At 71.3% G+C, this 23,151-nt stretch carries 21 protein-coding genes; 6 read left to right on the forward strand and 15 right to left on the reverse strand.

Translation table 11 applies throughout. From position 1 onward, the window contains the following. Positions 1–54: 54 nt before the first annotated feature. The 9 genes from F3H13_RS04660 to F3H13_RS04700 all read right to left on the reverse strand — a co-directional run bounded on the left by F3H13_RS04660 (position 55) and on the right by F3H13_RS04700 (position 7,737). Positions 55–330 carry a winged helix-turn-helix domain-containing protein gene (locus F3H13_RS04660; RefSeq protein WP_149797894.1) on the reverse strand — a complete coding sequence of 92 codons (276 nt, stop codon included), beginning with the start codon at positions 328–330 and terminating at the stop codon, positions 55–57. Then, positions 320–1,051 (reverse strand): HAD family hydrolase, encoded by a 732-nt coding sequence (locus F3H13_RS04665; RefSeq protein WP_149797895.1) that lies wholly within the window; start codon positions 1,049–1,051, stop codon positions 320–322. The genes F3H13_RS04660 and F3H13_RS04665 overlap by 11 nt, the downstream gene beginning before the upstream one ends. Further along, entirely contained in the window at positions 1,048–2,190 is a 1,143-nt protein-coding gene (locus F3H13_RS04670) for an ATP-grasp domain-containing protein (RefSeq protein WP_149797896.1), read from the reverse strand. The genes F3H13_RS04665 and F3H13_RS04670 overlap by 4 nt, the downstream gene beginning before the upstream one ends. After that, the gene (locus tag F3H13_RS04675; protein WP_223174372.1) at positions 2,187–3,368 is read right to left on the reverse strand and encodes a glycosyltransferase family 2 protein; all 1,182 of its coding nucleotides are present in this window, start codon (positions 3,366–3,368) and stop codon (positions 2,187–2,189) included. The genes F3H13_RS04670 and F3H13_RS04675 overlap by 4 nt, the downstream gene beginning before the upstream one ends. A 39-nt stretch (positions 3,369–3,407) precedes the next feature. Then, positions 3,408–4,163 (reverse strand): hypothetical protein, encoded by a 756-nt coding sequence (locus F3H13_RS04680; RefSeq protein WP_149797897.1) that lies wholly within the window; start codon positions 4,161–4,163, stop codon positions 3,408–3,410. 151 nt (positions 4,164–4,314) lie between these two features. Then, entirely contained in the window at positions 4,315–4,899 is a 585-nt protein-coding gene (locus F3H13_RS04685; RefSeq protein ID WP_149797898.1) for a metal-dependent hydrolase, read from the reverse strand. 43 nt (positions 4,900–4,942) lie between these two features. Then, on the reverse strand, positions 4,943–6,037 hold the full coding sequence (locus F3H13_RS04690; protein ID WP_149797899.1) for a DegT/DnrJ/EryC1/StrS family aminotransferase: 1,095 nt from the start codon (positions 6,035–6,037) through the stop codon (positions 4,943–4,945). Then, positions 6,034–6,708, reverse strand: a complete 675-nt coding sequence (locus tag F3H13_RS04695; protein ID WP_149797900.1) for an acyltransferase — start codon at positions 6,706–6,708, stop codon at positions 6,034–6,036. The genes F3H13_RS04690 and F3H13_RS04695 overlap by 4 nt, the downstream gene beginning before the upstream one ends. Before the next feature lie 210 nt (positions 6,709–6,918). Then, on the reverse strand, positions 6,919–7,737 hold the full coding sequence (locus tag F3H13_RS04700) for a DUF7344 domain-containing protein (RefSeq protein ID WP_149797901.1): 819 nt from the start codon (positions 7,735–7,737) through the stop codon (positions 6,919–6,921). Between the two features lie 656 nt (positions 7,738–8,393). On the opposite strand from F3H13_RS04700, the gene F3H13_RS04705 reads away from it, so the two are divergent. Next, on the forward strand, positions 8,394–8,954 hold the full coding sequence (locus F3H13_RS04705) for a DUF7344 domain-containing protein (protein ID WP_149797902.1): 561 nt from the start codon (positions 8,394–8,396) through the stop codon (positions 8,952–8,954). Between the two features lie 35 nt (positions 8,955–8,989). Here F3H13_RS04705 and F3H13_RS04710 read toward each other — a convergent pair whose 3' ends face one another. The 3 genes from F3H13_RS04710 to F3H13_RS04720 all read right to left on the reverse strand — a co-directional run bounded on the left by F3H13_RS04710 (position 8,990) and on the right by F3H13_RS04720 (position 10,855). Beyond that, positions 8,990–9,208 carry a hypothetical protein gene (locus tag F3H13_RS04710; protein ID WP_223174373.1) on the reverse strand — a complete coding sequence of 73 codons (219 nt, stop codon included), beginning with the start codon at positions 9,206–9,208 and terminating at the stop codon, positions 8,990–8,992. 223 nt (positions 9,209–9,431) lie between these two features. After that, complete coding sequence (locus F3H13_RS04715) at positions 9,432–9,749, reverse strand: HalOD1 output domain-containing protein (protein WP_149797903.1); 318 nt, start codon at positions 9,747–9,749, stop codon at positions 9,432–9,434. Between the two features lie 104 nt (positions 9,750–9,853). After that, complete coding sequence (locus F3H13_RS04720; protein WP_149797904.1) at positions 9,854–10,855, reverse strand: glycosyltransferase; 1,002 nt, start codon at positions 10,853–10,855, stop codon at positions 9,854–9,856. 416 nt (positions 10,856–11,271) lie between these two features. Here F3H13_RS04720 and F3H13_RS04725 point away from each other — a divergent pair, with 416 nt between their 5' ends. Further along, entirely contained in the window at positions 11,272–12,786 is a 1,515-nt protein-coding gene (locus tag F3H13_RS04725) for a lipopolysaccharide biosynthesis protein (RefSeq protein WP_149797905.1), read from the forward strand. Positions 12,787–12,819: 33 nt separating this feature from the next. Here the strand turns inward: F3H13_RS04725 and F3H13_RS04730 are convergent, their stop codons facing one another. Together F3H13_RS04730 and F3H13_RS04735 are read right to left on the reverse strand one after the other, a co-directional pair. After that, the gene (locus F3H13_RS04730) at positions 12,820–13,674 is read right to left on the reverse strand and encodes a hypothetical protein (RefSeq protein ID WP_149797906.1); all 855 of its coding nucleotides are present in this window, start codon (positions 13,672–13,674) and stop codon (positions 12,820–12,822) included. A gap of 79 nt (positions 13,675–13,753) precedes the next feature. Then, positions 13,754–15,193, reverse strand: coding sequence for a right-handed parallel beta-helix repeat-containing protein (locus F3H13_RS04735; RefSeq protein WP_149797907.1), 1,440 nt, complete (start codon positions 15,191–15,193; stop codon positions 13,754–13,756). Positions 15,194–15,364: 171 nt separating this feature from the next. Between F3H13_RS04735 and F3H13_RS04740 the strand changes: the two genes are divergently transcribed. Continuing rightward, the gene (locus F3H13_RS04740) at positions 15,365–16,378 is read left to right on the forward strand and encodes an alkaline phosphatase family protein (RefSeq protein WP_149797908.1); all 1,014 of its coding nucleotides are present in this window, start codon (positions 15,365–15,367) and stop codon (positions 16,376–16,378) included. A gap of 7 nt (positions 16,379–16,385) precedes the next feature. Here the strand turns inward: F3H13_RS04740 and F3H13_RS04745 are convergent, their stop codons facing one another. Then, on the reverse strand, positions 16,386–18,785 hold the full coding sequence (locus tag F3H13_RS04745) for a right-handed parallel beta-helix repeat-containing protein (RefSeq protein ID WP_149797909.1): 2,400 nt from the start codon (positions 18,783–18,785) through the stop codon (positions 16,386–16,388). Between the two features lie 297 nt (positions 18,786–19,082). Here F3H13_RS04745 and F3H13_RS04750 point away from each other — a divergent pair, with 297 nt between their 5' ends. The 3 genes from F3H13_RS04750 to F3H13_RS04760 all read left to right on the forward strand — a co-directional run bounded on the left by F3H13_RS04750 (position 19,083) and on the right by F3H13_RS04760 (position 23,150). Next, complete coding sequence (locus F3H13_RS04750; protein ID WP_149797910.1) at positions 19,083–20,468, forward strand: DegT/DnrJ/EryC1/StrS family aminotransferase; 1,386 nt, start codon at positions 19,083–19,085, stop codon at positions 20,466–20,468. Between the two features lie 298 nt (positions 20,469–20,766). Continuing rightward, positions 20,767–21,768: a Gfo/Idh/MocA family protein gene (locus F3H13_RS04755; protein WP_149797911.1), complete on the forward strand. Its 1,002-nt coding sequence runs from the start codon at positions 20,767–20,769 to the stop codon at positions 21,766–21,768. Continuing rightward, on the forward strand, positions 21,765–23,150 hold the full coding sequence (locus F3H13_RS04760; protein WP_149797912.1) for a nucleotide sugar dehydrogenase: 1,386 nt from the start codon (positions 21,765–21,767) through the stop codon (positions 23,148–23,150). Before F3H13_RS04755 ends, F3H13_RS04760 begins: the two co-directional genes overlap by 4 nt. Position 23,151: the final 1 nt, after the last annotated feature.

Consider the following 23,151-nt stretch of genomic DNA (forward strand, 5'->3'; position numbering starts at 1 on the left):
CGGAATAATAAACCTCAGTGGTCGCCTCGGCGCTCTCGTCGCCCCGGGAGGGGGCTACGCGAGGTTCTGCGCCTCGATGGTCTCCCAGACCGTAGTTCCGCTGTCGGTGATCCCGTAGACGCGTCCCTTCTGTCGCTCCTCGGAGACCAGGAGGTCGACCAGGCCGTGGTCGCGGAGCCCCTGGAGCGCCCGCGAGACGTGGGTGATCGGTCGCCCGGTGTCGGCCGCGATCGAGGACGGGGTCGCCGGCGAGTCGGCGAGCCGCTGTAACACCGCCACCCGGTACGAGGAGCTGATCACGTAGCTGACCTCGTCCCAGTTATCCGTCATCGTCGCCCCCGTCTGCCCGCCGCTGGCGCGCGGCCATCGGCGGCCGCCCGGCGAGAAGCGCCGGCAGCTCGTCGAGCGACGCGATCTCGTGGTCCGGCGCGGCCGCGTCGCTCTCCGGCTCGAGGTCGGCGTAGCGCCCCCGCCGGAGCCGGACCGTCGTCATCGACATGGCGTTCGGCACGCGGAAGTCGATCCGCGGGTCGTCGCCGACGTAGACGGCGGCCTCCGGCGGCGTCGACAGCCGGAACAGGACGTGGTCGAAGACGGCGCGCTCGCGCTTCGAGCGCCCGACCGTCGGCGTGACGAGCACCTCGTCGAACCGGTCCGCGAGCCCGAGCCGGCGGAGCTTTGCGTGCCCGCCGCGACCGTCGGTTATCAGTCCGAGCGCGAACCGGCCGTCGAGCGCCGACAGCACCGCCTCCGTCTCCGGGTACGGTTCGAGCGGCGTCTCGGCGCCGTGGTACGCCGCGACCAGCTCGCCGACGACATCGTCGCCGAGGTCGTGGCGCTCGCGGACGTCGTAGCGGTCGAGACACACGTCGAAGGTGCCGTCGGTGACGCCCTCGTCGAAGTAGATCCGGCGCAGCGCCTCGTGGTAGCGCCGGCCGGTCAGCGACGCCAGCCGGTCGGCGGCGGCGTTGAGCCCCGCCCGGGCGTAGCGCTCGTAGTCGTAGAGCGTGTCGTCGAGATCGAAACAGACCGCTTCGACGCGGTCGGTCATCGCGACTGCGGCCCCGTCACCGAGAGCGGTCGGTCGGTCGACTCCTCGCCGACGTGGTACTCCCGGCCGTCGGGCGACCGGAACAGCTCCTGCCAGTACCGGACCATCCGCGTGCCCCACTCGACGTCGACTGGCGGGATCGGCTCGCCGAGCGCGTGTTTCACGCCGAGGTACGGGAGGTTGGCGCCCGCGCCGACGCACATAACGATCGTCCCCGCGACGCGGGGGTTGATCTCGATCACCTTCGCCGTCCCGTCGGCGTCGTACTTGAACTGGACGTTAACGTTGTACTCTAACCCGAGCCCGCGGCAGATCGCGGCCGCCTCGTCGATGAGGTCCGCGCGCCGCTCGACGGTACCCTCGAAGGAGATACCCGCCCGCGTCCGGGCGCGGGACCGGGGGATCACTGGCCCGACCTCGTCGCCCATCGCGAGTACGTCGACGCTGTACTCCTCGCCCGGCAGGTACTCCATCACCGCCAGCTCCGGGAACGACTCGGCCGAGGAGAGCACCGGCAACACCTCCGAGAGCGTGGTGACCGCCGTGTCGGGCTTCTCCTCCAGCAGGCGCGTCAGGCGGTCCGTGCGCTCGTCTAGCACGCGGAACCCGCGCATCCCGCTCGCGACTGGCGGCTTGAAACAGACCGGCGCGTCGGGGTAGCCGAGCGCCTCGACCGCCTCGACGAACGCCTCGCGGGTGTCCACGCGGCGGTACGCGGGCGCCGACGAGAACCCCTCCTCGGCGAGGTACTCGTACAGCTGTCCCTTGTCGTTGGCGACGGCGAGCGGACCGGGGTCCGAGACCATCACCGCGGCGTCGAACGCCTCGCGCGCGGCGGCCAGGGGCTCTATCTCGGCGGTCGTGAGCGGGAGGACCACGTCGACCGACTCCCGCTCGGCGACGTCGAGCAGCCGGTCGACGTAGCCGTCGGCGCCCCCGGCCGGCACGGTGTACGACTCGTCGACCAGCGCGAAGCCGTACGCCTCCTCGTCCATGTCGACGCCGACGATCTCGATCTCCCGCTCGTCGGTCGCCCGGAGGCTCCTGACGATTCCGGACGCGCCCGGCGCGCCCGCGCCCGTCATCAACACCGTGAGGTCCGACTCGGCGTCCGCGCCCGCGGGCGGGTCTGCGCTCATGATCCCTCCGCCGGCGAGGCCTCGCTCGACGCCTCGTCGGACTCGGTCGCGTCGGTCGGCCCGCCGCCGACCGCGGTTGGTCCGTCCGCGCCGTCGCCCGGGGCGTCGTCGACGACCGACGCGAAGTCGCCGTTCGCGTGGGGCTCGGGGTCGGCGCCGTTTCCGGCCTCGTCGAGCGACGCCGCGGCCTGCGCGGGGCCGTCGTCGTCGCCGACCCGGTGTTCGAGGTGGGCGTTCGCCTCCTGATCGCGGATCGTCGCGTACAGGAGCGTCAGGGCGCCGACCAGCGTCGCAGTCATCCACGAGCCGCCGTCCGCGTCGCGGTCGAAGACGGAGCGGGCCACCCCCGCGGCGCCGACGCCGGAGGCGACCGCGCCGAGGAGGTACAGCGGCGCGATCGGACTGTAGCCGGTCATGAGGTACTTCCGGCGAAGCCGCCACCAGAAGGCGCGGGCCAGCATCAGCGACACCTTCGGAATGTACTCCGTGTAGTCGATGTGGCTCTTCCACCCCTCGCTGTAGGCGTACTCCGACGAGCGCGGGACGTCGGCGACGACCACGTCGGCCGCGTTCAGCCGGACGAGGAGGTCGTTGCAGTAGCCGTAGTACTCGTACATCCCCTCGATGTCAGTCCGCTCTAACGCGTCGAGCGAGACGGCGGTGTAGCCGTTCTGGGAGTCCATCGTCTCCCAGTAGCCGCTCGCGACCTTCGTGAGGTACGAGAGGATCACGTTGCCGAGGAGGCGGAACCGCGGCATCTCCGCCCAGTCCTCGGCGCGCGCGAAGCGGTTCCCCTTCGCATACCCCGCGACGCCCTCGACGATCGGGTCGAGGTAGCCGGTGAGCACCCGCGGGTCCATCTGGTCGTCGCCGCCGAGGACGGCGGTGACGTCGATCCCCTCCGCCCGGGCGCGCTTGTACCCTGTCTTGATGGCGCCGCCGACGCCGCGGTTCTCGTCGTGGCGGATCGGGACCACGAGGTCGTCGAACTCCCCGTCGTGGGCCGCGTTCCGGCGCTCGGCGTGCTCGCGGATCTCCGCCCACGTGCCGTCAGTCGAGCCGTCGTCGACGAGGTACGCGCGGTCGACGAACGCCGGCAGGTCATCGATGACGGCGCCGACGAACCCCGCCTCGTTGTACGCGGGCACCACCACGGCGACGGTGTGGTCTCTATACATCGGCCCCTCCGGCGGGCTGTCGCGGCGACGCGGCGGCGGTCATCTGACCGACCCCCCGTCGAGGAACTCGGCGCGGGTCGCGCGTCCGGCCCGGGTACAGGCGTCCGAGATGGCCCGCTCGACCCGCCCGGAGAACCCGGCGTCGCGCTCGCCCCACAGCCCCGGGTGGGTCAGCAGCTGGAGCGTCTCCGGCAGGTCGTCGACGAACGACGGGTCGTCGCGCCAGCGCTGGTTCGAGTCGGCGACGTAGCCGATCTCGCTGAAGAACTTCGGGGCGTACGCGTTCCGGAAGCCATCGAACTCGCGGTCCAGCACCCACGGCGGCGGGCGGTGGAACGACACCGCGTCGCTCGGCGAGACAACGGTCTCTAACACGGTGCGCTCCTCGTCGACACGCTGCTCGATCGCGGCCGCGTCCGGGACCTCCCCCTCGGTCCAGTACGCGTGCGTGCTGACGTGGGGGATAACGTCGTGGCCCAGCGACTCGATCTCCGCGAGCGACCGACGGTGCTCCCCTTCCAGCGGGTTGTACAGCGGCGACGAGAGCAGGACGCAGTAGGTAGACTCGACGCCGAGGTCGGCCTCGATCCGCGCCATCGCGACCGCGGCCTCGAGCGACAGGTCGACGTCGTGCCGGAGGACGACGTCGCGGTCGCCGAGCGGATCGCCGAACGAGCAGAACTCGTAGCCTGCGGCGGTGAGCCGCCGGAGGAACCGACGGTACCAGTCGTACGTGAACTCGACCCCGTCGGTCGAGCGGTCGATCTGTGCGGATTGGTCGGCGTGTTCGGCCATTCTGACTCGGAGGAGGCGGCAAACACCGGTAGTAATTGGTCACATACCCGCCGACAAGCGAGGACTACTCGCGCCCGGTTCGAGAATTGACTGCCAGACGGCGTCGGCCCGCAGTCGCGGGCCCGCCGCAACCGCCCGACGGCGTCGGCTCTCAGTCGCGGGCCCGTCGCCACCGCCCGACGGCGTCTCGGACCGGACCGAGACCCGGGGTCCCGTCGCGGATCCAGACGGCGAGCGTGAACAGCGGGAGCAGCAGGTATCCGACGAGGAGCGTGACCGGGTCCAGCGCGGCGATTGAGCCCACGAACTCGGTGAAGTACGCGAGCCCGCGGCCCGCGCCGAGATCCTCCTCGTAGGGCGTCCCGGTCACCGCGGGCCACAGGACGCGCCCGAAGAGCGGCGCGCCGCCGGCGCGGATCGGGTTCAACGCGTCGGCGGCGAGGTGCGCCCAGTAGCCCGCGACGACCGCGGCCCCGAGCCGGAACCGGTCGCGGGCGCGGCCCGCCGCGAGGACCGCCGCTCCGACGGGGAGGGCGACGAACGCGGAGTGGCCGAGCGCGTACCCGGTGGGGAAGACGCCGAACACCCACGAGAGCGGCTTGTCGACGAGGTCGGGGATCTGCGTGGCGACCAGCAGCGCGACGGCCTCGCGGTCCCCCGGCGGGTCCCGGGCGAGCGCCCGGAGTCCGAGCGAGTAGACCAGGTACCCGACCGCCGCGTGCTCCCACGGCCACATCAGCGGCCTCGCGGGCCGCGGCGGCCGCCAGAAGGCGGTCCCGTCACGCCGCGATCGTCCGGGGGACCGCCCGAATTGCGGCGGCGATCCGGTCGAGCTCCTCGTCGGTCAGCCCGGGGTGGACGGGGAGCGAGAGCACCTCCTCGGCCGCGCGGTCGGCGACCGGGACGTCGGCGTCGTAGCCGTCGTACGCGCCGAGCCGCGGGATCGGCGTCGGGTAGTAGACGCCGGTGTCGACGCCGGCGTCCGCGAGGTGGTCGGCGAGGGCGTCGCGGTCCGCGCACCGCACCGTGTACTGGTGGTAGGCGTGCTCGGCGCCGTCGGGCGCGACCGGGGGTTTGACGCCCGGAACCTCGTCGAGGGCCTCGCTCAGCCGGGCCGCGTTCGACCGACGCGTCCGCACCCACTCGGGGAGCCGCTCCAGCTGGACGCGCCCCATCGCGGCCGCGAGGCTCGTCATGCGGTAGTTGCTCCCCAGACGCTCGTGCGCGTAGCCGCCGGCCGCGGAGCGCCCGTGATTGACGTAGCTCGCGGCGCGGTCGGCGACGGCGGCGTCGTCGGTCAGGACCATCCCGCCCTCGCCGGTGGTCATGTTCTTCGTCGGGTAAAACGAGAAGGCCGCGGCGTCGCCGAACGAGCCGACCGGTTGACCGCGGTAGGCGGCGCCGTGCGCCTGCGCGGCGTCCTCGATCAGCCTGACGTCCTCGTCGGCGGCCAGGTCCCGGAAGGCGTCCATCTCCGCCGGCAGCCCGTAGAGGTGGACGACGAGGACCGCGTCGGCGTCGGTCTCGCGGACCGCTCGCCGGGCCGCCCCCGGGTCGAGGTTGTACGTCACCGGGTCGATGTCGGCGAACACCGGCTCCGCGCCGGCGAGGCGGATCGCGTTCGCGCTGGCGACGAACGACAGCGGCGTCGTGACGACGCGGTCGCCGTCGCCGATCCCGAGCGCCTCGAACGCGGCGTGGAGCGCGACGGTCCCGTTGGCGACCGCGACGCCGTTGTCCGCGCCGGCGTAGTCGGCGAACGCCGACTCGAACTGGCGGACCTCGGGGCCGTCGGCGACCATCCCGTCTTCGAGCACCCGGCGGACGGCGGCGATCTCCTCGTCCCCGAACTGGGGGTCGGCGAGCGAGATCATCGCTCCCCGTTCCCGCCCGCGAGCTCGTCGGGGAGCGGTCGGTGGTCGGCGGGGACGCCGACGGCGAGCGTCTCCGGCGGGACGTCGTCGACGACGACGGCGCCGGCGGCGACGAACGCTCCCTCGCCCACGGTGACTCCGGGGAGGACCGTCGCGTTCGCGCCGATCGAGACGTCGTCGCCGAGGGTCGGCCCGTCGAGGTCGGCGTCGACGCGGAGCGGGTAGGGGTCGTTGGTCAGCACCGCGTTCGGCCCGAGGAAGACTCGGTCGCCGATCTCCGTCTCCGGTGGGACGTAGACGCCGGTCTGGACGCTGACGTCGTCGCCGACGGTCACGTCCCCGTCGAGGACCGACTTGGTGCCGAGGGTGACGCCGTCGCCGATCGCGGTGCCGGCTCGTACGAGCGCGTCGTGCCCCGTGGCGAAGCCGCGGCCGATCACAACGTCGGCGTAGATGGTCGTGCCCGCCCGCACGAGCGCGTCGTCACCCAGGACGGTCGGCGGTTCGCCGGGCGCGTGCCCGTACCCCACCGTCGCGTCCGCGTCGACGCTGGCGTTCGCCCCTAGCTCGACGGCCGGGTCGCGATCGGCGGCCGAGGCGGATTCGGCGGTCGACGCCGGATCGCCGTCCGGCTCCGACCCGGCGGTCGACTCGGACTCCGGCGGCGTCATCCGGCCACCGCGTCCGCGGTTCGTTCGTCGCTCTGCCCGGTCGTGAACGGTGTTGGTGGCGTCATCTGTGGATCGGTTCGGGGGGCGCGGCGCCCGCCGTCGGGCCAGCCTACCGCCGAAACGGGTATTGTTATTCGTCGCCTTCCCGCGGGGCCCGGGCGCCGCGGCTCCGGGTCGGCGGCGTCGTCGGAAGGTGAACGTCCCCGCTCGCTAGCGGCCGGTCCCGTCGGTGTCGGCCGCTCGCGCCGAGCGGAGGCCGAGCAGCGCGTACGCCAGAAACGAGAGGAGGATCAGCGCGACGGCGCCCTCAACGACCGGAAGGGCCGTCGCCGGTTGGACGGCCATCGCGGCAACCAGCACCACCAATCCGAGGGCCGACAGCGTCGCGGAGTAGGCGTGCCGCGGCCGCTCCGGCTCCTCATCGTCCTCGTCGAGGTACTCGAACACCTCCTCGGCGTGGTCGTCGAGGTCGATGGTGCCGCGCGGCTTGTTGAACGAGACGATATCCATCGAGTCCATCTTCGGGAGGTGACACTGGTAGAGCCCCACGTACACCCGCTTCCGCTCCGCGGAGGAGATCTGCGCGACGTCCTTGTCGTTCTCTTGGGCCGCGATCTGCTCGGCGGTCTCGCTCAGCGAGACCGTCCCCTCCGTCTCCTTGAGGAACCGCAGGACTCGGCGGCGACGCTTGTTCTTCAGAATCCCGAACACGTGGTCGAGCGAGAGCGGCTCCACGCCCGAGCCCGCCTCGTCTTCGCCCGTCGTCTCCCCTGGCCCGGTGTCCGCCTCGGAGGGCTCTCCCTGCCTGGACTCCGCTTCGGAGCGCTCTCCTTGCCTGAACTCCGCTTCGGAGCGCTCTCGCTGCCTGGACTCCGCCTCGGAGCGCTCCCCGGCGGCTGCGTCAGTCGACGAGTCCCGCGCGCGAGCGTCGGCCGCTGACTCCGCGGCGGCTGGCCGCGCCGCTGCCTCGGTCGTCGACGCTGTGCCGGCCGTGTCTTCCGTGTCGGTGTCGTTTGCCTTTCGTGTCATTTTCTGTGGTACGTCGTTCACATCGGCGTTGTCTCCGGGTTCTGGGGAGGGTATTTATACTGTAAGGGACAGCGAAATATTCCGTCACAGCCGTCGTCGCAGCCCTCGGCATTGTCCCATCGTCGTTCATTGGATCCGACAGCCACCGGATAATCATATGGCATGGTGTGTAAATTCATTTATACGATACCGTTCGTGGAGGGTCGAAACGGCCGGATCGACCGCCGTCGTGACGCGGCTCTCGGCCCGTTCGAACGGGCACGGTAATGGCCCCATTCCCGTCGGGCTCTTCGGCGACGGCCGCGACGAAGCGTCGACCGTGACGTCCCCGGCGGCGGTTCGCGCCGATCGCTCGACCGCGCCTGCCCCACCGGGTCGGCTCGGCCTCCGGACGTCTCCGACAGCGACCCGCTACCGACGCCGACCGAACCGACCGGGTAGCCGCACCGCACTCCCGTCGTCACAACGTGGGCGCGCCAAGAACACGCCGCGAGCGCGGCGCTCGTCCGGCTTCCGACGAGACCGCTATCCGCGGAGTAAGCTCGTTGTACGCCGGTTATTGAGGCCGTAACAAAGCGGGTACGACCTGTTCGACCGGACATGACTGCGTCGACACCGCACGGCGGTCTCGCGCGGGGACGCGTGATCTGCCGACGATGAGCCCCGAGGCGAACCCGTCGGACGAGCTGTCGCCTGACCTCGTCTTCGAGATACTGAGCAACACGCGCAGGCGCATGGTCCTGTACTACCTGCGATGGTACGGCGGGTCGGTGAGCGTCCAGGAGCTCGTGGGGGAGGTCGCGGCGCTCCAGAACGACGTCGCCGTCGAAGACCTGACGCGCCAGCAGCGCAAGCGGGTGTACGTCTCGCTGTACCAGACTCACCTCCCGAAGCTGGAGGAGGCGGGCCTCATCGAGTACGATGACGACGAGGGGATCGTCCGGCTCACCGACAGCGCGGACGAGATCGACACGTATCTCACGCCCGCGTCGGAGCCCGCGCGTCGGTGGCAGCTGCCGTACGTCTGGCTCTCGCTCGTCGGCGGGCTGCTGTTCGTCCTCTCCGTGATCGGCGTCCCGGTCGTCGCGTCGATCCCGACGGCCGGCCTCGGGCTCGCGCTCATGGTCGGGTTCGCCACGCTGGCCGCGCTACAGTACTGGCGACACCGGAAACGACGCCAAGAGATCCCGGACGAACTGCTCAAACACGAGGGGTGACGACCCCAGAGCGCCTCGGTGGGCCCGCCCCGCGCTCACCGGCACTCGTCGAGGCGACAGATGCTGCCCGGGTCGGCGACGAGGAACTCCTCGTCGCGGAGTCTCGCCTCATCTTTCGGGAGTATCATGTACTGCCCGCCGCAGTTCTCGTCGAGTTTGACCACCGTCAGCGGCCGCGTCTCGTAGCCGAGGTCGTCGTGGGGGTCCGGGTCCGGCGCCGCCGCCGCCCACGCGTCGTCGATGGAGGAGGTCACGACGACGCCCCCGCGGTTCGGGGTTCGGCGAACCGCCGGCGGACCGACCGCCGGCCGTCGCCGATCGCCCCCGATTCCGGGGTGTCTCCGCGTCGTTTGGCTCTCCCTACTGGGTCGGCGTCTGGCTGCATGAACGGTAGGAGAGCCTTACGGGGTATAGCCGTTCTGTCCGGGTTGTTACCACCTTGTCGTCGAGACGCCCCGGCGTCCGTACCGGGTCGATTCAGGCGCCCGCCGCCGGGCCGTCGGTGATCGTGATCTCGCCGGCGGCGGTCACGGTCACCCCGTACCCGTCGATCGGGAACGTGACGCGCCCCTCGCGCTCCACCCCCTCGATCGGTCGGAAAAGGTTGTCGAGCGCTCCCAGATCGATCTGCTCGAAGACCACGCCGTCGGCCTCCTCGATGTCGTACCCCGGGACCTCGTCGAGGGCCATGAGGACGCTCGTGCTGAGTTCGCTCCCGTCGTCGGGGTCGTGTCTCGCGGTGACGACCGGTTCGGCCGCGCCGCCGTGAACGTTCGACGTGCCACTTCGAGCCATCGAGCGTGGCTCAGGAGAGCATAAGTAAAAGTGATCGCATATCAGCGTTGAGAAACGACGCCGTTCACGGGTCGCTCCAGGCGGTCTCGGGGGCGGGTCGCGCGCTACGGCTCCCCGTGGAACGTCTCGCCCGGGGCGACGACCTCGACCGAAGCCACCGGGTACGTCTCCGGGTCCCGCGTCGGCCGCCCAAGTCCGACGGCGATGCCGAGGAGTCCGATCGCCTTCGCGGCGACGAAGTTGACCGCGTCCGCGACGCCGAGACGGGCGGCGACCGCGGCGAACGCGGCGACCGAGAGGAGGAGCCAGCCCCGCCGGCGGAGACGCGAGGGGGCCGCGGCGATCCCGGCGAGGAGCCACGCCAGCAGCCCCAGCTTGTAGCGCTGGCGACCGATCAGTAGCCGGAGCACGCTCGGGGAGCCGGCGCGCTTCCGGATCGCCTGCCCCGGCGCGACGGCGTACCCCTGTCGCCAGCGCCGGATCGGTTCGACGATCGTCCCGCCTTCGTCGTGGTGTTGGGCGGACACCTCCGGGAGCCGGACGAGCCGGTAGCCCGCGCTCTTCAGCTGGAACCCGACGTCGACGTCCTCGTAGCCGAGGAGGTAGGGGTCGAAGCCGCCGACCTCGGCGAGCGCGCGCGCGTCATACAGCATGACGCCGCCCACCTTGTTCACCTCGCGGATCTCCGTCTGCGTCGACTGATCGAGACACCCCTCCACCGCGGCGGCGTCCGCGTGCTCGTCGAGGTATTCGATGGCCCGCGGGAGCCACGTCTCGGTCAGAGTCATGTCGCCGTCGACGTGGCAGACGAGCTCGCCGCTCGCCACCTGGTCGCCGACGTACCGCCCCGCCCCGCAGGAGATGGCGTGTTCCTCAGGGATCCGGAGAATCGTGATCGGGTACTCCGACGCGCGCTCGACCGTGCGGTCGGTGGAGGCGGAGTCGACGAGGATCACCTCGTACGCGGCGACGCCGCGACAGGCCGCGAACACCGACTCGATGCACTCCCGGATCCGGTCCTCCTCGTTTTCGGCGATAATCACCACCGACAGCAGCACTCGCCCCTTCGTCGAGCGCGTCGTCGGATCGACCGCCAACGACGTCACGCCGGCCGCCCTCCTCCGGGTGGCATCGCCGGTCGGGACTCCGTTCGAGCGGCGTGCTCGGGCCGCGGTCGGTCCCGCTGAACGGACGGACGTGGGGGAGACACTAGTTCGACGGCAGGCGGACGACGCGTATTGTTATCCCCCGGCTACGCCGGGACCGAGACCTCACGGCCGGGTTCGGTCCTCCCGAGGGGCCGTTATGTCCTTCATACTAACGTGACGACGGGCGGAGGGCCGACCCATGTACGATGACCTCGGGCCCGCCGTCGCGGGGGTCCGGAGGCCGAGCCGACAGGGCGGAGACCGCCGTCGACCCGCCGCCGGGTGTCGATGGTAGCGGCGCGGCCGCCGCGGGACCCGAGCGGTCGGCGACCGGGCCGCCGTGACGGCCGCCGGCAGATCGGGGCCGAGAGCCGATGAGCGGCACGGCGAACCTCCTCGACCGGTTCCTCTCGCTGGCGAGCGCGAAGGTGGCCACCACCGTCCTCGCCGTCCTCTCGACCCCGATAATCGTCCGCCTGCTCGGCCCGACCGGGTACGGCGACTACGCCGTGCTCCTCTCGGTCTTCTCGCTGTACATGATCCCCATCAGCGCGATGGTGACCGAGGGGGTCCAGAAGTTCGTGGGCGAGGACCGCGACGATCCGGGGTGGACCGAGGCGGTCGTCGGATTCTACGGGGTCGTCGCCGTCGCGGTGCTGTCCGTCGGCGCGCTCCTCCTGCTGGTCGCGACCCTCGCGGGGCTGCCGTCGCGCTTCTTCGGCGACGGGTTCGACCGGTACTTCCTGTTCCTCGTCGCGTTCGTGATCGCCTCGCAGTTCCGCGCGCTCGGGTCGCACACGGTGTTGGGGCTCGGCCTCGAACGCATCGACGGGCCGCTCTCCGTGGTGAACAAGTTCGGGACCGTCTCGATCGGCATCCTGCTCGTGGCTGGCGGCTACGGCGTGACCGGGATGCTCGCCGGCCATATCGCCGCGAACGTGGTTGTGGCGGTGCTGGCCGGCGTCGTCGTCGTGCGCCGGCTCTCCCTGCGGCGCGTGTTCGACCCGCCGACTATCCCGTACCGGTCGCTTTTGTCGTTCAACGTGATGAACGTCGGGCTGGTGCTGCTGTCGATGTCTCTGTACCACGTCGACGTGATCATGCTACGGGCGCTGACCGACGGGGAGACGACCGGGTTCTACAAGGGGGCGCTGGCGATCGCCGAGTACCTCTGGTTCGTGCCGATCGTCGTCCAGCGGCTCCTCCTCCACTCGACGTCCGACCTCTGGGCGGACGACCGCGTCGAGGCGGTGACGGCGCTCTCGGGGCGGGTGACCCGACAGATACTCCTCTTCGTCCTCCTGTTGAGCGTCGGGCTGGCCCCCATGGCGAACCGCGTGATGCGGCTGTACTACGGCCCCGAGTTCGTCGTTGCGACGACGGCGCTCCTAATCCTGCTGCCGGGCACCATCGCCTTCTCCGTCGCGCGACCGCTGAAGGCGATCGCGCAGGGCTCCGGGCGCCTCCGCGAGCTGGCGGTCGCCATGGGCGCGGCCGCGGGGCTCAACGTCGCGCTGAACGCGCTGCTGATCCCGCGATACGGGATGACCGGCGCGGCGGTCGCCACGAGCGTGGGGTACGGGTCGATGTTCGCGTTCACGGTGGTCGCCGCACGCCGGATCGGGTTCCACCCGCTCTCCGACCTCCGACCGGTCCGGATCGCGGTCACGGCCGGGGTCACCGCCGTCCCGGTGGTCGGACTCAACCGCCTCCTCGCCCCCGACGTCTTCGCCTTCGCGGTCGTGCCGCCGGTCGGCGGCGTCGTCTTCCTTGTCGCCGCCGTCGCCACCGGCGCGCTCGACGGAGAGGACTTGGACCCGGTCGTCGAACGGCTCCCGGGGCGGTACGCGGACGCGGTCGCGAGCGCGACGGCCCGCATCGAGCCGTGACCGGCGCCGCCGTCGGCGGGCGACGCGTCCGTTTTAGACCCACCGCCCGCGACCGCCAGGTCGGGGGCGGCCGTGAGAGAGATGTCGGAGGTCGGCGCCGCCAAGGTTAAACTCGCGGAGGTCGGGGTGGCCGAGGTGTCGCCGGACGGCTGGGGAGAGGTCGTCGACGGTCGCCGCCGCGGCGACGGCGTCGCGGACCGACTGCCACTCGGCGTGACGGATCAGCACCTCGACCGGGACCGTGTCGATCCCGACCAGTCGGCTCAGGTAGAAGCGGTGGCGGCCGCCGCTCCCGAACAGTAGGTCGCCGTCCCGGCCGACGTGGACGCGACAGCAGACGGGCGACAGCGAGCGGTCGTACCCCTCGTCGCGCAGCGTCCGGTAGAGGTCCTCCCGCTCCGTCTCGTAGCGTCGCACGATGTCCGCACGCGAGCCGCAGCCGTGTTCGATCGTCTCCGCGTCGCTCGCGGCCAACTCCGCAGCGAGCCGGTCGATAATGCCCGTCTCGGCCCACGATTCGCCCTCGACGCGGGCCGCGCAGGCGCGGTACTTCGGCTGCGCCTCCACCCGCGGGAGGCCGCGGTCCCAGTCGCCGCCGCGAACGACGCCCAACAGGGCGCGCGGGGACGCCTCGTCGAAGCGCGAGAGCGCGACGTGCCGTTCGACCGACGCGGGGTCGACGTCGATGGTCGCCGTTGGGTCGGGGACCGCGACCATCCCAGCGCGGCGGTAGCGAGCGCGTCGCACCCGCCGCCGCGCGCGGAGCCCCAGCTCCGTGAGGCCGGTGACGCAGAGCCACACCGGCGCCTCGCGGAGCAGCGCGAGCGCGCCCTCCCGGCGGAGTTTCTCGGCGGCCAACGCGGGGAGCGGCCCGCGACGGTCGCGCACGGTCACGCACCCCCGGTCGCGACAGGCGGGCCGATTCGGGGGAACCTTGCGCCGGTCGGTTCGGGCTCGTCTCCCCCGTTCACGACGCCCACGCCTCCGGTCGGAAGTCACCCGGTCCGGCGTCCATCCGGTCGACGTGTCGCTCGCCGTCCGGGGTGACGAACGTGGTGTTCCGGATCGCCACGCTGGCGTCCCTGAGGATGAGCGGGTACCCGGTGACGTCGACCCGCGAGTCGACCAGCTCGCAGTCCTCGGAGTACGCGAGCCGGATCCCGTCTCTGTTGCCGCCGGACTGCTCGATGGCGCAGTTCCTGATGCTCGTCCCGTTTCTCCCCTCCACGTCGACGGCGAACCCGCGCCTGGCCTCGCCGTCGATTGTGAGGCCCTCGAGGACGGGCGCCCCACCCGCCTCGTCGGTCGCGTAGAACGCCCTGACCGCGGGGACGCCGTCGCTATCGACCGTGACATGTGAGTCGATCACGCGCGCGCCCCGGTTGTCGGCGTGGTAGACGATCGCGCCGAAGCTCTCCCTGACCGCCGAGCCGAACCGCACCTCGCAGTCCTCGACCGTCTGTTCGGAGCCGCGTCGGAACCGGATCCCGCGGAGGTTCACCCGCTCGGCGTCGGGCGCGGACTCGACGACGACGCTGTCCCCGCGGGCGGTGGATCCGGTTGACCCGAGGCGGATGTTCGAAATGTTGTTGTTCTCGAACCGGCCGTCGACGGTGTGGACGGCGCCGTCGCCCCCGCCCTCGACTCCCGGCGCCGACCCGTAGAGGCCGTTGTCCGTGAACTCGCTGAACTCGCAGCCACGGAAGGTGATCTCCCCCGAGTGCTCCTCGCCGACGTACGCGCCGGTCATCCAGGTGCTGTCCTGGTCGTCGCGCACCCGGACGTTCTCCGCGACGCCCGTCCCGTCGGGGTTCCGGATCTCCATCCGGAACATCGAGGTCTGATTCCGGCAGCTCCCCTCGACGGTGACGTCGCGGACCACGGCGTCGCCCGCCGCGATGACGGCGACCGAGCCGCCCGCGCCCTCCGCCCCGAATTCGAAGTCGATCCCGTCAAGCAGGAAGTCGGTGACGTCGAGGAACCGCGCGTGGCGTCCCATGTCGCCGCAGCTCCCGGCCGGCGCGCGGAAGGTCGGGCGCTCGTCGCCGGCGGCCGCGATTCCGAGGTGGTCGAACCCGGAGAGCTCGACCCGCGGGAACCGGTAGGTCCCGGCGGGAAACGACAGCAACGTGTCGTCGCCGGCGAGGTCGGTGAGAACGTCGCCGATAGGCTCGCTGCCCGACGGGTCCGCGCCGGCGCGAACGACGTCGGCGACCGTTCCGAACTCGTCGGCGTACCGCGGCGGCGGCTCCTCGTCGTCCTCGGCCGGCGGGTCGCTGTCATTCGGCGCCGATTCGCCCGCGCCGGCGGGCTCGCCGTCGTCCCGGAGCCGGTCGTACGCGACGATCCCCGTCACTCCCACGGCGCCGCCGACGCCGGCCCGCTTCAGCAGCTCTCTGCGTTCCATCTTCCGGGGAGCAGGCCGCGAGAGCCATTTGTAATGGGCGTCTTATCCGGCGACTGCGGCGATTTCGGCCGGCGGGTCCGACCGGCTCGGAGCGGTCAGACCGGCGGGGAGCCGCGACGAACCGCCGGTAGCCGGGTCCTACTTTTCTCTCCCGGGTCGGGACGTCCACCCATGACCATCGAGGTGCGGGAGTGGCTCGCGAAGGCTCGGGCGGTGATGGACGACGACGACGTCGCCGGCGGGCTCAAACTCGGCGCGTACTACCTCTACGTCGGCCTCTGGCTGACCCTCAGCACGCGTGTGCGGTTTGCGACCCCGGCGTTCGAGCGCGAGTGGGACCTGCTGGTCGTGCTGGACACCTGCCGGACCGACGCGCTGGCGGCCGTCGCCGACGAGTACGACTTCCTCGACGACCGCGACTCCGTCCGGTCGCCGGGCAGCACCTCCGGCGAGTGGGTCGCGCACACGTTCGACCGCGCGTACGCGGACGAGATTTCCCGGACCGCGTACGTGACGGCCAACCCGCACTCGAACGCGGTCCTCCGGGACCGGCTGCTGCCGCCGCAGTACGTCCCGGCCCCGGCCACCTGGCCGGATTGGGACCCGGTCGCACCCGATGAGGTCGGCCTGCTCGACGAGGTGTGGGCGGACGCGCGCGACGACCGGCTGGGCGTCGTCCCGCCGGCGACGGTCACCGACCGCGCGATCGCGGCGGGGCGCGAGGCCGACCTCGACCGCCTCGTCGTCCACTACATGCAGCCGCACGCGCCGTACATCGCCGGCGTCGTCGACGGCGAGGACCCCCTCTCCGAGGCGTGTGCCGAGCCGTTCGAGGCGCTCCGCCGCGGCGAGGTCGACCGGGAAGAGATGTGGGACAGTTACCTCGACAACCTGCGGCTGGCGCTCGACGAGGTGGAGAGCCTGTTGGAGAACGTCGACGCCGAGCGGGTCGTCATCACCGCCGACCACGGCGAGGCGTTCGGCGAATGGGGGTTCTACGAACACCCGGTCGGCTGCCCGCTGCCCGCCGTCAAGCGCGTCCCGTGGGTCGAGACGACGGCGACGGACCGCGGCACGCGGAGTCCGACGCCGGCTGCGAGCGAGTCGGCCGCGAGCGAATCGGTCGCGAGCGACCCGGCCGAGCGCGACGTCGACGAGCAGTTACGCGACCTTGGCTACCGCTGAGGCGCGCTCAGAGCCACGGCCGGTCGGCCATCCCCGGGTGGTTCTCGATGACGTCCGCGGGGTTGTGTGCCCCCTCGTCGCCGTAGACGTTCCCGCCGTCGCTGACCTCGGAGAAGTTGTCGAAGTACGCGGACCCCTCGTCGAAGAACCAGTTGTCCGCCACCGCGAGCGATCCCCCGTTGAAGCCGCCGGAGTAGCCCGCGACGCCCTCCGCGGCGGGGTTGTCCCACGTCCGCGACTCGCCGTTCTCGACGATGTTCGACTCGATGGTCGTGTCGCCCTGGAACGGGTCGTGGATGTCGCAGATGTGCATCACCGAGACCGGCGAGAAGTGGTTGTACCGCGCGGTGTAGCCCGGCGCATCGTAGGCGCAGGTCACCGAGTGGCGGTTGTTGTGGAAGTAGTTGTACTCGATGAGACACTCCTTGTTCGCGGCCACGCCGTAGCCGAGCCCCTGACCGTTGTTGTCGTAGATGTAGTTGTGGTGGACGTGTCCGCGGGAGCGCTTGACGGCGATCGCGCGGTCGGGCCAGCCCCACACCTCGCAGTTGTCGACCTCGACGTCACGGCCCTCCAGGCTCAGCGCGTACGTCGGCGTGTCGAAGGAGATGCCGTCCCGATGGGTCACGGTCCTCCCGGGCGAGTGCCCGCGGAGCCGCAACCCGGTCACCCGCGCGTCGGCCTGCGGGCGCAGCATGATCTGGGGCGTCTCGTCGGTGTAAAGCAGCGCGCCGGGCGCGCCGTCCTCGCCGCGGTTCGAGGCGAGGGTGACGCCGTCGGGCACGTCCATCGAGCGCCCGCCGGTGTCGATCGTGGCGCCGCCGGCGACGAACACCACGTCGCCCGCCGACGCCCCTGAGAGCGCGCTCGCTAGGTCGCTTGCGTTGTCGACCACGGCATCGGCGTCCGCGCGGGTCACGATCCGGTCGTACCCGGACCCGCCGCCCAGCGCGACCCCGTCGGGCGCGGGCTCCGTCGCGGTGTGGTCGCCATCCTGCCACGGGAACCCGGTCTTCCAGGCGTCGCCGGATGCGGAGTCGCGCGGGTAGTAGTCGAGCCCGGAGTCGACCCCGTTGACGGTCGGGTGCGCGTCGCCCTCGATCGTCACGTCGGCGACGAGGCTGTCGAACGCGTACGCGTGCGTCTCGCCCGGCTGGACTCGACCGGCGGCCTTCGTTCCGCCGTCGCCGATCCAGAAGAACTCGTAGTCGACCGTCGCGTCGTCGACCGTCGAGGGGATCAGGTCGCCCCCGTCCTCGACCTCGATGTAGTAGTCGGCGTACTCGTCGCCCGTCGCCTCGAACGAGTACCAGTGGGTCCGCTCCTCGCCGGCGATCTGCCACGGGAAGTACCCCTTCCAGTGGTCGCCGGAGGCGGAGTCGCGCGGGTAGTAGTCGAGCCCGGAGTCGTTGCCGTTGACGGTCGGGTGGGCGTCGCCCTCGATCGTCACGTCGGCGACGAGGGTGTCGAACGCGTACGCGTGCGTCTCGCCCGGCTGGACTCGACCGGCGGCCTTCGTCCCGTCGTCGTTGACCCAGTGGGCGCCGTCGACGATCGTCGCGTCGTCGACCGTGGAGGGGACCATGTTGCCGCCGTCCTCGACCTCGATGTAGTAGTCGGCGTACTCGTCACCCGTCGCCTCGAACGAGTACCAGTGCTCGCGGTCGGGGTTCGGGTCGGCGGGCTCTTCCTCCTCCTCGGGTGGCTCCTGTCCGGTCAACTCGGTGACCGTCGTCTCCTCGCCGTTGAAGAAGAGCGTGAAGTCGCCGGTCACGGGCTCGAACCGATCGATCGACCCGGAGAAGTCGTAGGTGTCGCCGCCGCCGTTCCGCGTCGCGCCGTCGACGAGCCACGTCCCGTCGTCGGCCTCCGTCACCGTGTCCTCGGCGTCCGCCGGGCGCTCCGTCTCCGCGAGCACCTTCGTCACCGCGTCGGCGCTCTCGATACGGTAGTCGACCTCGCCGTCGGCGGTCGAGACCACTTCGAGCCGGTCGGTCGCCGGAGACGGGCCGCCACCGTAGTAGAGGCTTACCGCCGCGGTGCCGTCGACGTCGAGGTGCGAGAGGGTGCCGCCGAACAGGTAGGCGTGGACTTCCGAGCCGAGGTCGCCGGCCACGTGACCCCCGTTTATCCGATCGCCGCTCTCGTTCGATCCCAGGTCGGGATGGACGGCGGCCTCGTCCGTCACCAGGAACTCGTAGGCCGCGCCTCCGTCGGATTCGGAGCCGTCGACCACGATCGTGTTCGCGAGTTCGTCCTCACCGGCGCTCGCTCCGGCGGCGCCGAGCGCCGACAGTGCGAGACCGGCTCCGCCGATCTGTACCAGCCGTCGCCGGCTGAGTAGACTGTCGCTAACGGCGTTCTCGGGCGGTTCGTCGTCGGTAGGCGCATCATGCCTGTTTGGCATGGGCGGGTATGACCCACTTACTTATAAATCGGTTTTCGCAGCAATGCGTTCAGATGGTAGCCGGGACGCCCCCGAAGCGGGCGCGGATACCGACGACTACTGACCGGTTCGAGACCACGTGCGCACCGGATCACGACGACTCGACCCGAGGCGGTTAGGAAGCGGTTTCGAGAGGTAAGGCGCTCCTAACCGGCCACAGAGCGACGGTACGCCCTCCCGACTGCGACCCCGCCGAATGTCGCGCGCGGGCCGGTAAGCGACGCATTCCTTTCGGACTCCCGGCGCACGCCTCAGGGAATGACCAGTGAGCGCGCGCCGCAGGGCGCGGACTGCGAGGGGGAGGATCGAGCCGACAGAGACGATCGAGCCGACGGAGACGATCGAACCGACGGAGACAATCGAGCCGGCGGAAACGATCGAACCGACGAGGACGGTCGAGAGGCAGGCCTGGGCGAACCCGCCCGATGGACGGCCAGGACGCGGCGTTTCAGACGGCTCCCTCCCGCCGTCACGCCGCTCAGCGCCGGGGACCTCCTCGCCGGGCTTGCCGGCCAGCGAGCGGGCACCGGCCGCGACGAGTTCCGGGCCGAGATCGCCGGGTTCCTCGACGCGACTTCGACGGGGACGTACACCTCGTTCCGCCGCGCGCTCTGCGCGTGCCTCCTCGCCCTCTCGGCGGCTGACGACGAGGACCGGACCAACGTGCTCGTCCCGGCGTTCTGTAGCTCCGACTTCCCCGAGGCGATAGACGGCGCCGGGCTGAACGCAGTTCGCTACGACGTCGACCCGGCGTCGCTGGCGCTCGACCCGGAGGCGGCCGCCGCGAAGCTCGACGCGGATACCCTCGCGCTGGTCTCGGTGAACGTGCTGGGCTACGGCTCGGAGCTGGACCGGATCGCCTCGCACTGCGAGTCGGTGGGCGCCTTCCTCGTGGAGGCGCTCGGCTACGCCGTCGGCGCGTCGTACGACGGCGACCGGCTCGGTACCTTCGGCGACTGCTCGGTGCTGAACTTCCAGCAGGGGAAGCCGATCCCGGTCGGCGGCGGGATGGTCGCGTCCCGCGACCCGGACGTCGAGTTCGCCGACGAGGGGCGCGAGCCCGTGGCGCCGAACGTCGCGGCCCTGTCCGGGTACGCCGCGCTCGGCCGCCCCCGCCCCTACTACTGCTACTCGCGGGTCACGTCGCTGCTCGACCGGCACGGCGGGTCGGCGACGAGACACAGCACCCACCCCGAGTCGAAGTTCGACGTCCCCTACGCCCCGCCGTTCGCGACGATGTCTGACTTCCAGGGGGCGATCGGCCGCCGCGTCTTCGGGCGCCTCGGAGACGACAGGCGCCACCGGGATCGGACCGCGACCGCGTACGCCGCCGAGCTGGCCAACTGCCCGCACGTCGACCGGGTGCGCCCCGTCGCCGGCCTGAGCGACCACCAGCACGTCCGCTACCCGCTGTTGGTCGACGACCCGGCCGTCCGAGACGAGGTCGCGGCGGCCCTTGACGAGCTCGGCGTCGAGGCCTCCCCGCTGTACGACTGGCCGCCGATCGAGCCCGAGCGGTTCCCCGGCGCCGCGCGCCTCCAGCGGGAGATACTCACGCTCCCGACGCACCCCTACGTCGACGCCGCCGACCGCCGTCGGATCGCGCGGACGATCCGGCGCGTGGCCGAGCGGGATCGGTCGTGACCGCCGGCGGCCGGACGCGACGAGGGCAGTGAGTCAGCCCGGAAGGGAGCGCGTTCGCCCGCCCCGCGACCCCGCCCCTCGGAACCCGGAGGAACTGCCGTGAGCCGTATACGCGGCCTATCTCCGGCAAGCATGCCATAACAATACGGCCGCCGCCAAGACGAAGTCTTGTGTACCATCGAGAAGACGGATACCACGGCCGAATCCCCCGCCGTCGGCGCGAATCGACGGGGGTAACGGCGGCTTACGCGAACGAAATGCGGTCGAACGAGGGCGGGACCGGAGCGCGGATCGCCGCATGAGCGGGACGACTGACGCCGACCGGAACGCAGACGGCGGCCCGCTCGCGGCGGGCGTCATCGGCGTCGGGTCGATGGGGAAACACCACGCGCGGGTGTACAGCGAGCTGCCGGGCGCGGAGCTGGTCGGCGTCACGGACGTGGACGCGGAGCAGGCCGAGGAGGTCGCCGCTGAACACGGAACCCGCGCCGTCGACCGCGCGGACCTGCTCGCGGCCGCCGACGTCGTCTCCGTGGCGGTCCCGACGGCGTACCACTACGAGACCGTGCTAGAATGTATCGACCGCGGCGTCGACGTCCTCGTCGAGAAGCCGTTCGTGGACGACCGCGAGAAGGGCCGGGAGTTGGCCGAGCGGGCCGAGGCCGCGGGAGTCACGCTCCAGGTCGGGTTCATCGAGCGGTTCAACCCGGCGACGCGCGTGCTCGCGGACATCGTTCCCGACCTCGACGTGGTCGCGATCGACGTCGACCGGCTCGGCCCGCCCGTCGACCGCCAGGGCGAGGACAGCGTCGTGATGGACCTGATGATCCACGACATCGACATCCTGCTGTCGCTCGTCGACGCGGAGATCGAGTCGCTGTCGGCGATCGCCCGCGACGAGGGGCACGCCACGGTCCAGTTCCGCTTCGACAACGAGAGCATCGCGGCGCTGACCGCCAGCCGGCTGACCCAACAGAAGGTCCGGCAGCTCTCGGTCACCGCCATCTCCTGTCGGGTGAACGTCGACTTCATCTCGCAGACGGTCGAGATCCACCGCCACTCGGTCCCGGAGTACGTCGAGTCGAACGGCGACATCCGCTACCGACACGAGAGCGTGATCGAGCGCCCGATAGTCGAGAACGGCGAGCCACTGAAAGCCGAGCTCGAGGCGTTCGTGACGGCCGCGCGCGACGGGACGGAACCGGTCGTCACCGCAGAGGACGCGCTCCGGGTGCTGGAGGTCGCGGAGCGGATCGAGCGGCTGGCGCTGCCGAAGAAGCTCGTCGCGGGGTCGCAATGAGCGAGCAGGCAACGGGCCGCGCGGCCCTCTACGGCGCCACCGACGACGAGGCGGCACAGCGGGCCGCGTTCACCGGCGGCGAGGTCCCCGTCGCCGTCTACGGCCTCGGGAAGATGGGGCTCCCCCTAGCGGCGGTGTACGCCGACGTCTCGGGGAACACCGTCGGCGTCGACGTCGACGAGTCGGTCGTCGAGACGGTGTCCGCCGGCGAGTGCCACGTCAAACGCGAGCCGGGCCTCCGGTCGCTCGTCGCGCAGACAGTCGCCGACGGGTCGCTCCGCGCGACGACGGACTCGCGGGCGGCCGCCGCCTCGGCCGCGGTCCACGTCCTCATGGTCCCCACGCTGCTGACGGAGGCCGAGGAGCCGGACCTCTCCGTGCTGCTTTCGGCCGTCCGCGACGTGGCCGCCGGGCTCTCGCCAGGCGACCTCGTCGTCGTCGAGTCCACCGTCCCGCCACGGACGACGACGGACGAAGTAGTCCCGCTGCTCGTCGCGGAGTCCGGGCTGCCCCCGGAGGCGTTCGGCGTGGCGGCGTGTCCGGAACGCACCGTGAGCGGCGAGGCGCTCGCGGACATCCGCGGCACGCACCCGAAGGTCGTCGGCGGCGTCGACGACGAGAGCGCGCGCGCCGCCGCGCTGATATACGACGAGATCAGCGACAACGAGGTGATCGAGACGTCGGACGCGACGGTCGCGGAGGCCGTGAAGGTGTTCGAGGGCGTCTACCGGGATGTCAACATCGCGCTCGCGAACCAGCTCGCGAAATACGCCGAGGCGCTCGACGCCGACGTCACCGAGGCCATCGACGTGGCCAACACTCAGCCGTTCTGCGACATCCACGACCCCGGGCCGGGCGTCGGCGGCCACTGTATCCCGGTGTACCCGTACTTCCTTACCGGCGCGTTCGACGTCGACGACCCCCTGCTCACGACGGCCCGCGAGGTCAACGACGGGATGGCCGAGTACACGGTGACGCTGCTCGAACGGATCCTCTCGGCCCACGGCGTCGACCGCCCGGACCTGCGGATCCTCCTCCTCGGGCTGACGTACAAGGCGAACATCGAGGAGCTCCGGAACACGCCCGCGCTCCCCGTCGCGCGGTTCCTCCGGGAGGCCGGCGCGAGCGTCGTCGGGGTCGACCCGATGCTCGACGACTGGAGCGACGCGCCCCCCGACCACGAGCTTGCCGGTATCGAGCGGTGCGCCGTCGACGACATGTACGACGCGGCCGCCGACGCCGTCGTCCTCGTGACGCCGCACGACGAGTTCGCGGGCGCCGACTGGGCGGCGTTCGACGCCCCGGTGCTCGACGGCCGCGGGGCGATCGACGCCGCGTCGACCGAGGCGCCGGTGTACCTCATCGGCGGGCGGTGGCCCTGAG

Origin of the sequence: Halorubrum xinjiangense (genome assembly GCF_900102375.1) — an archaeon.
Classification (GTDB): domain Archaea; phylum Halobacteriota; class Halobacteria; order Halobacteriales; family Haloferacaceae; genus Halorubrum; species Halorubrum xinjiangense.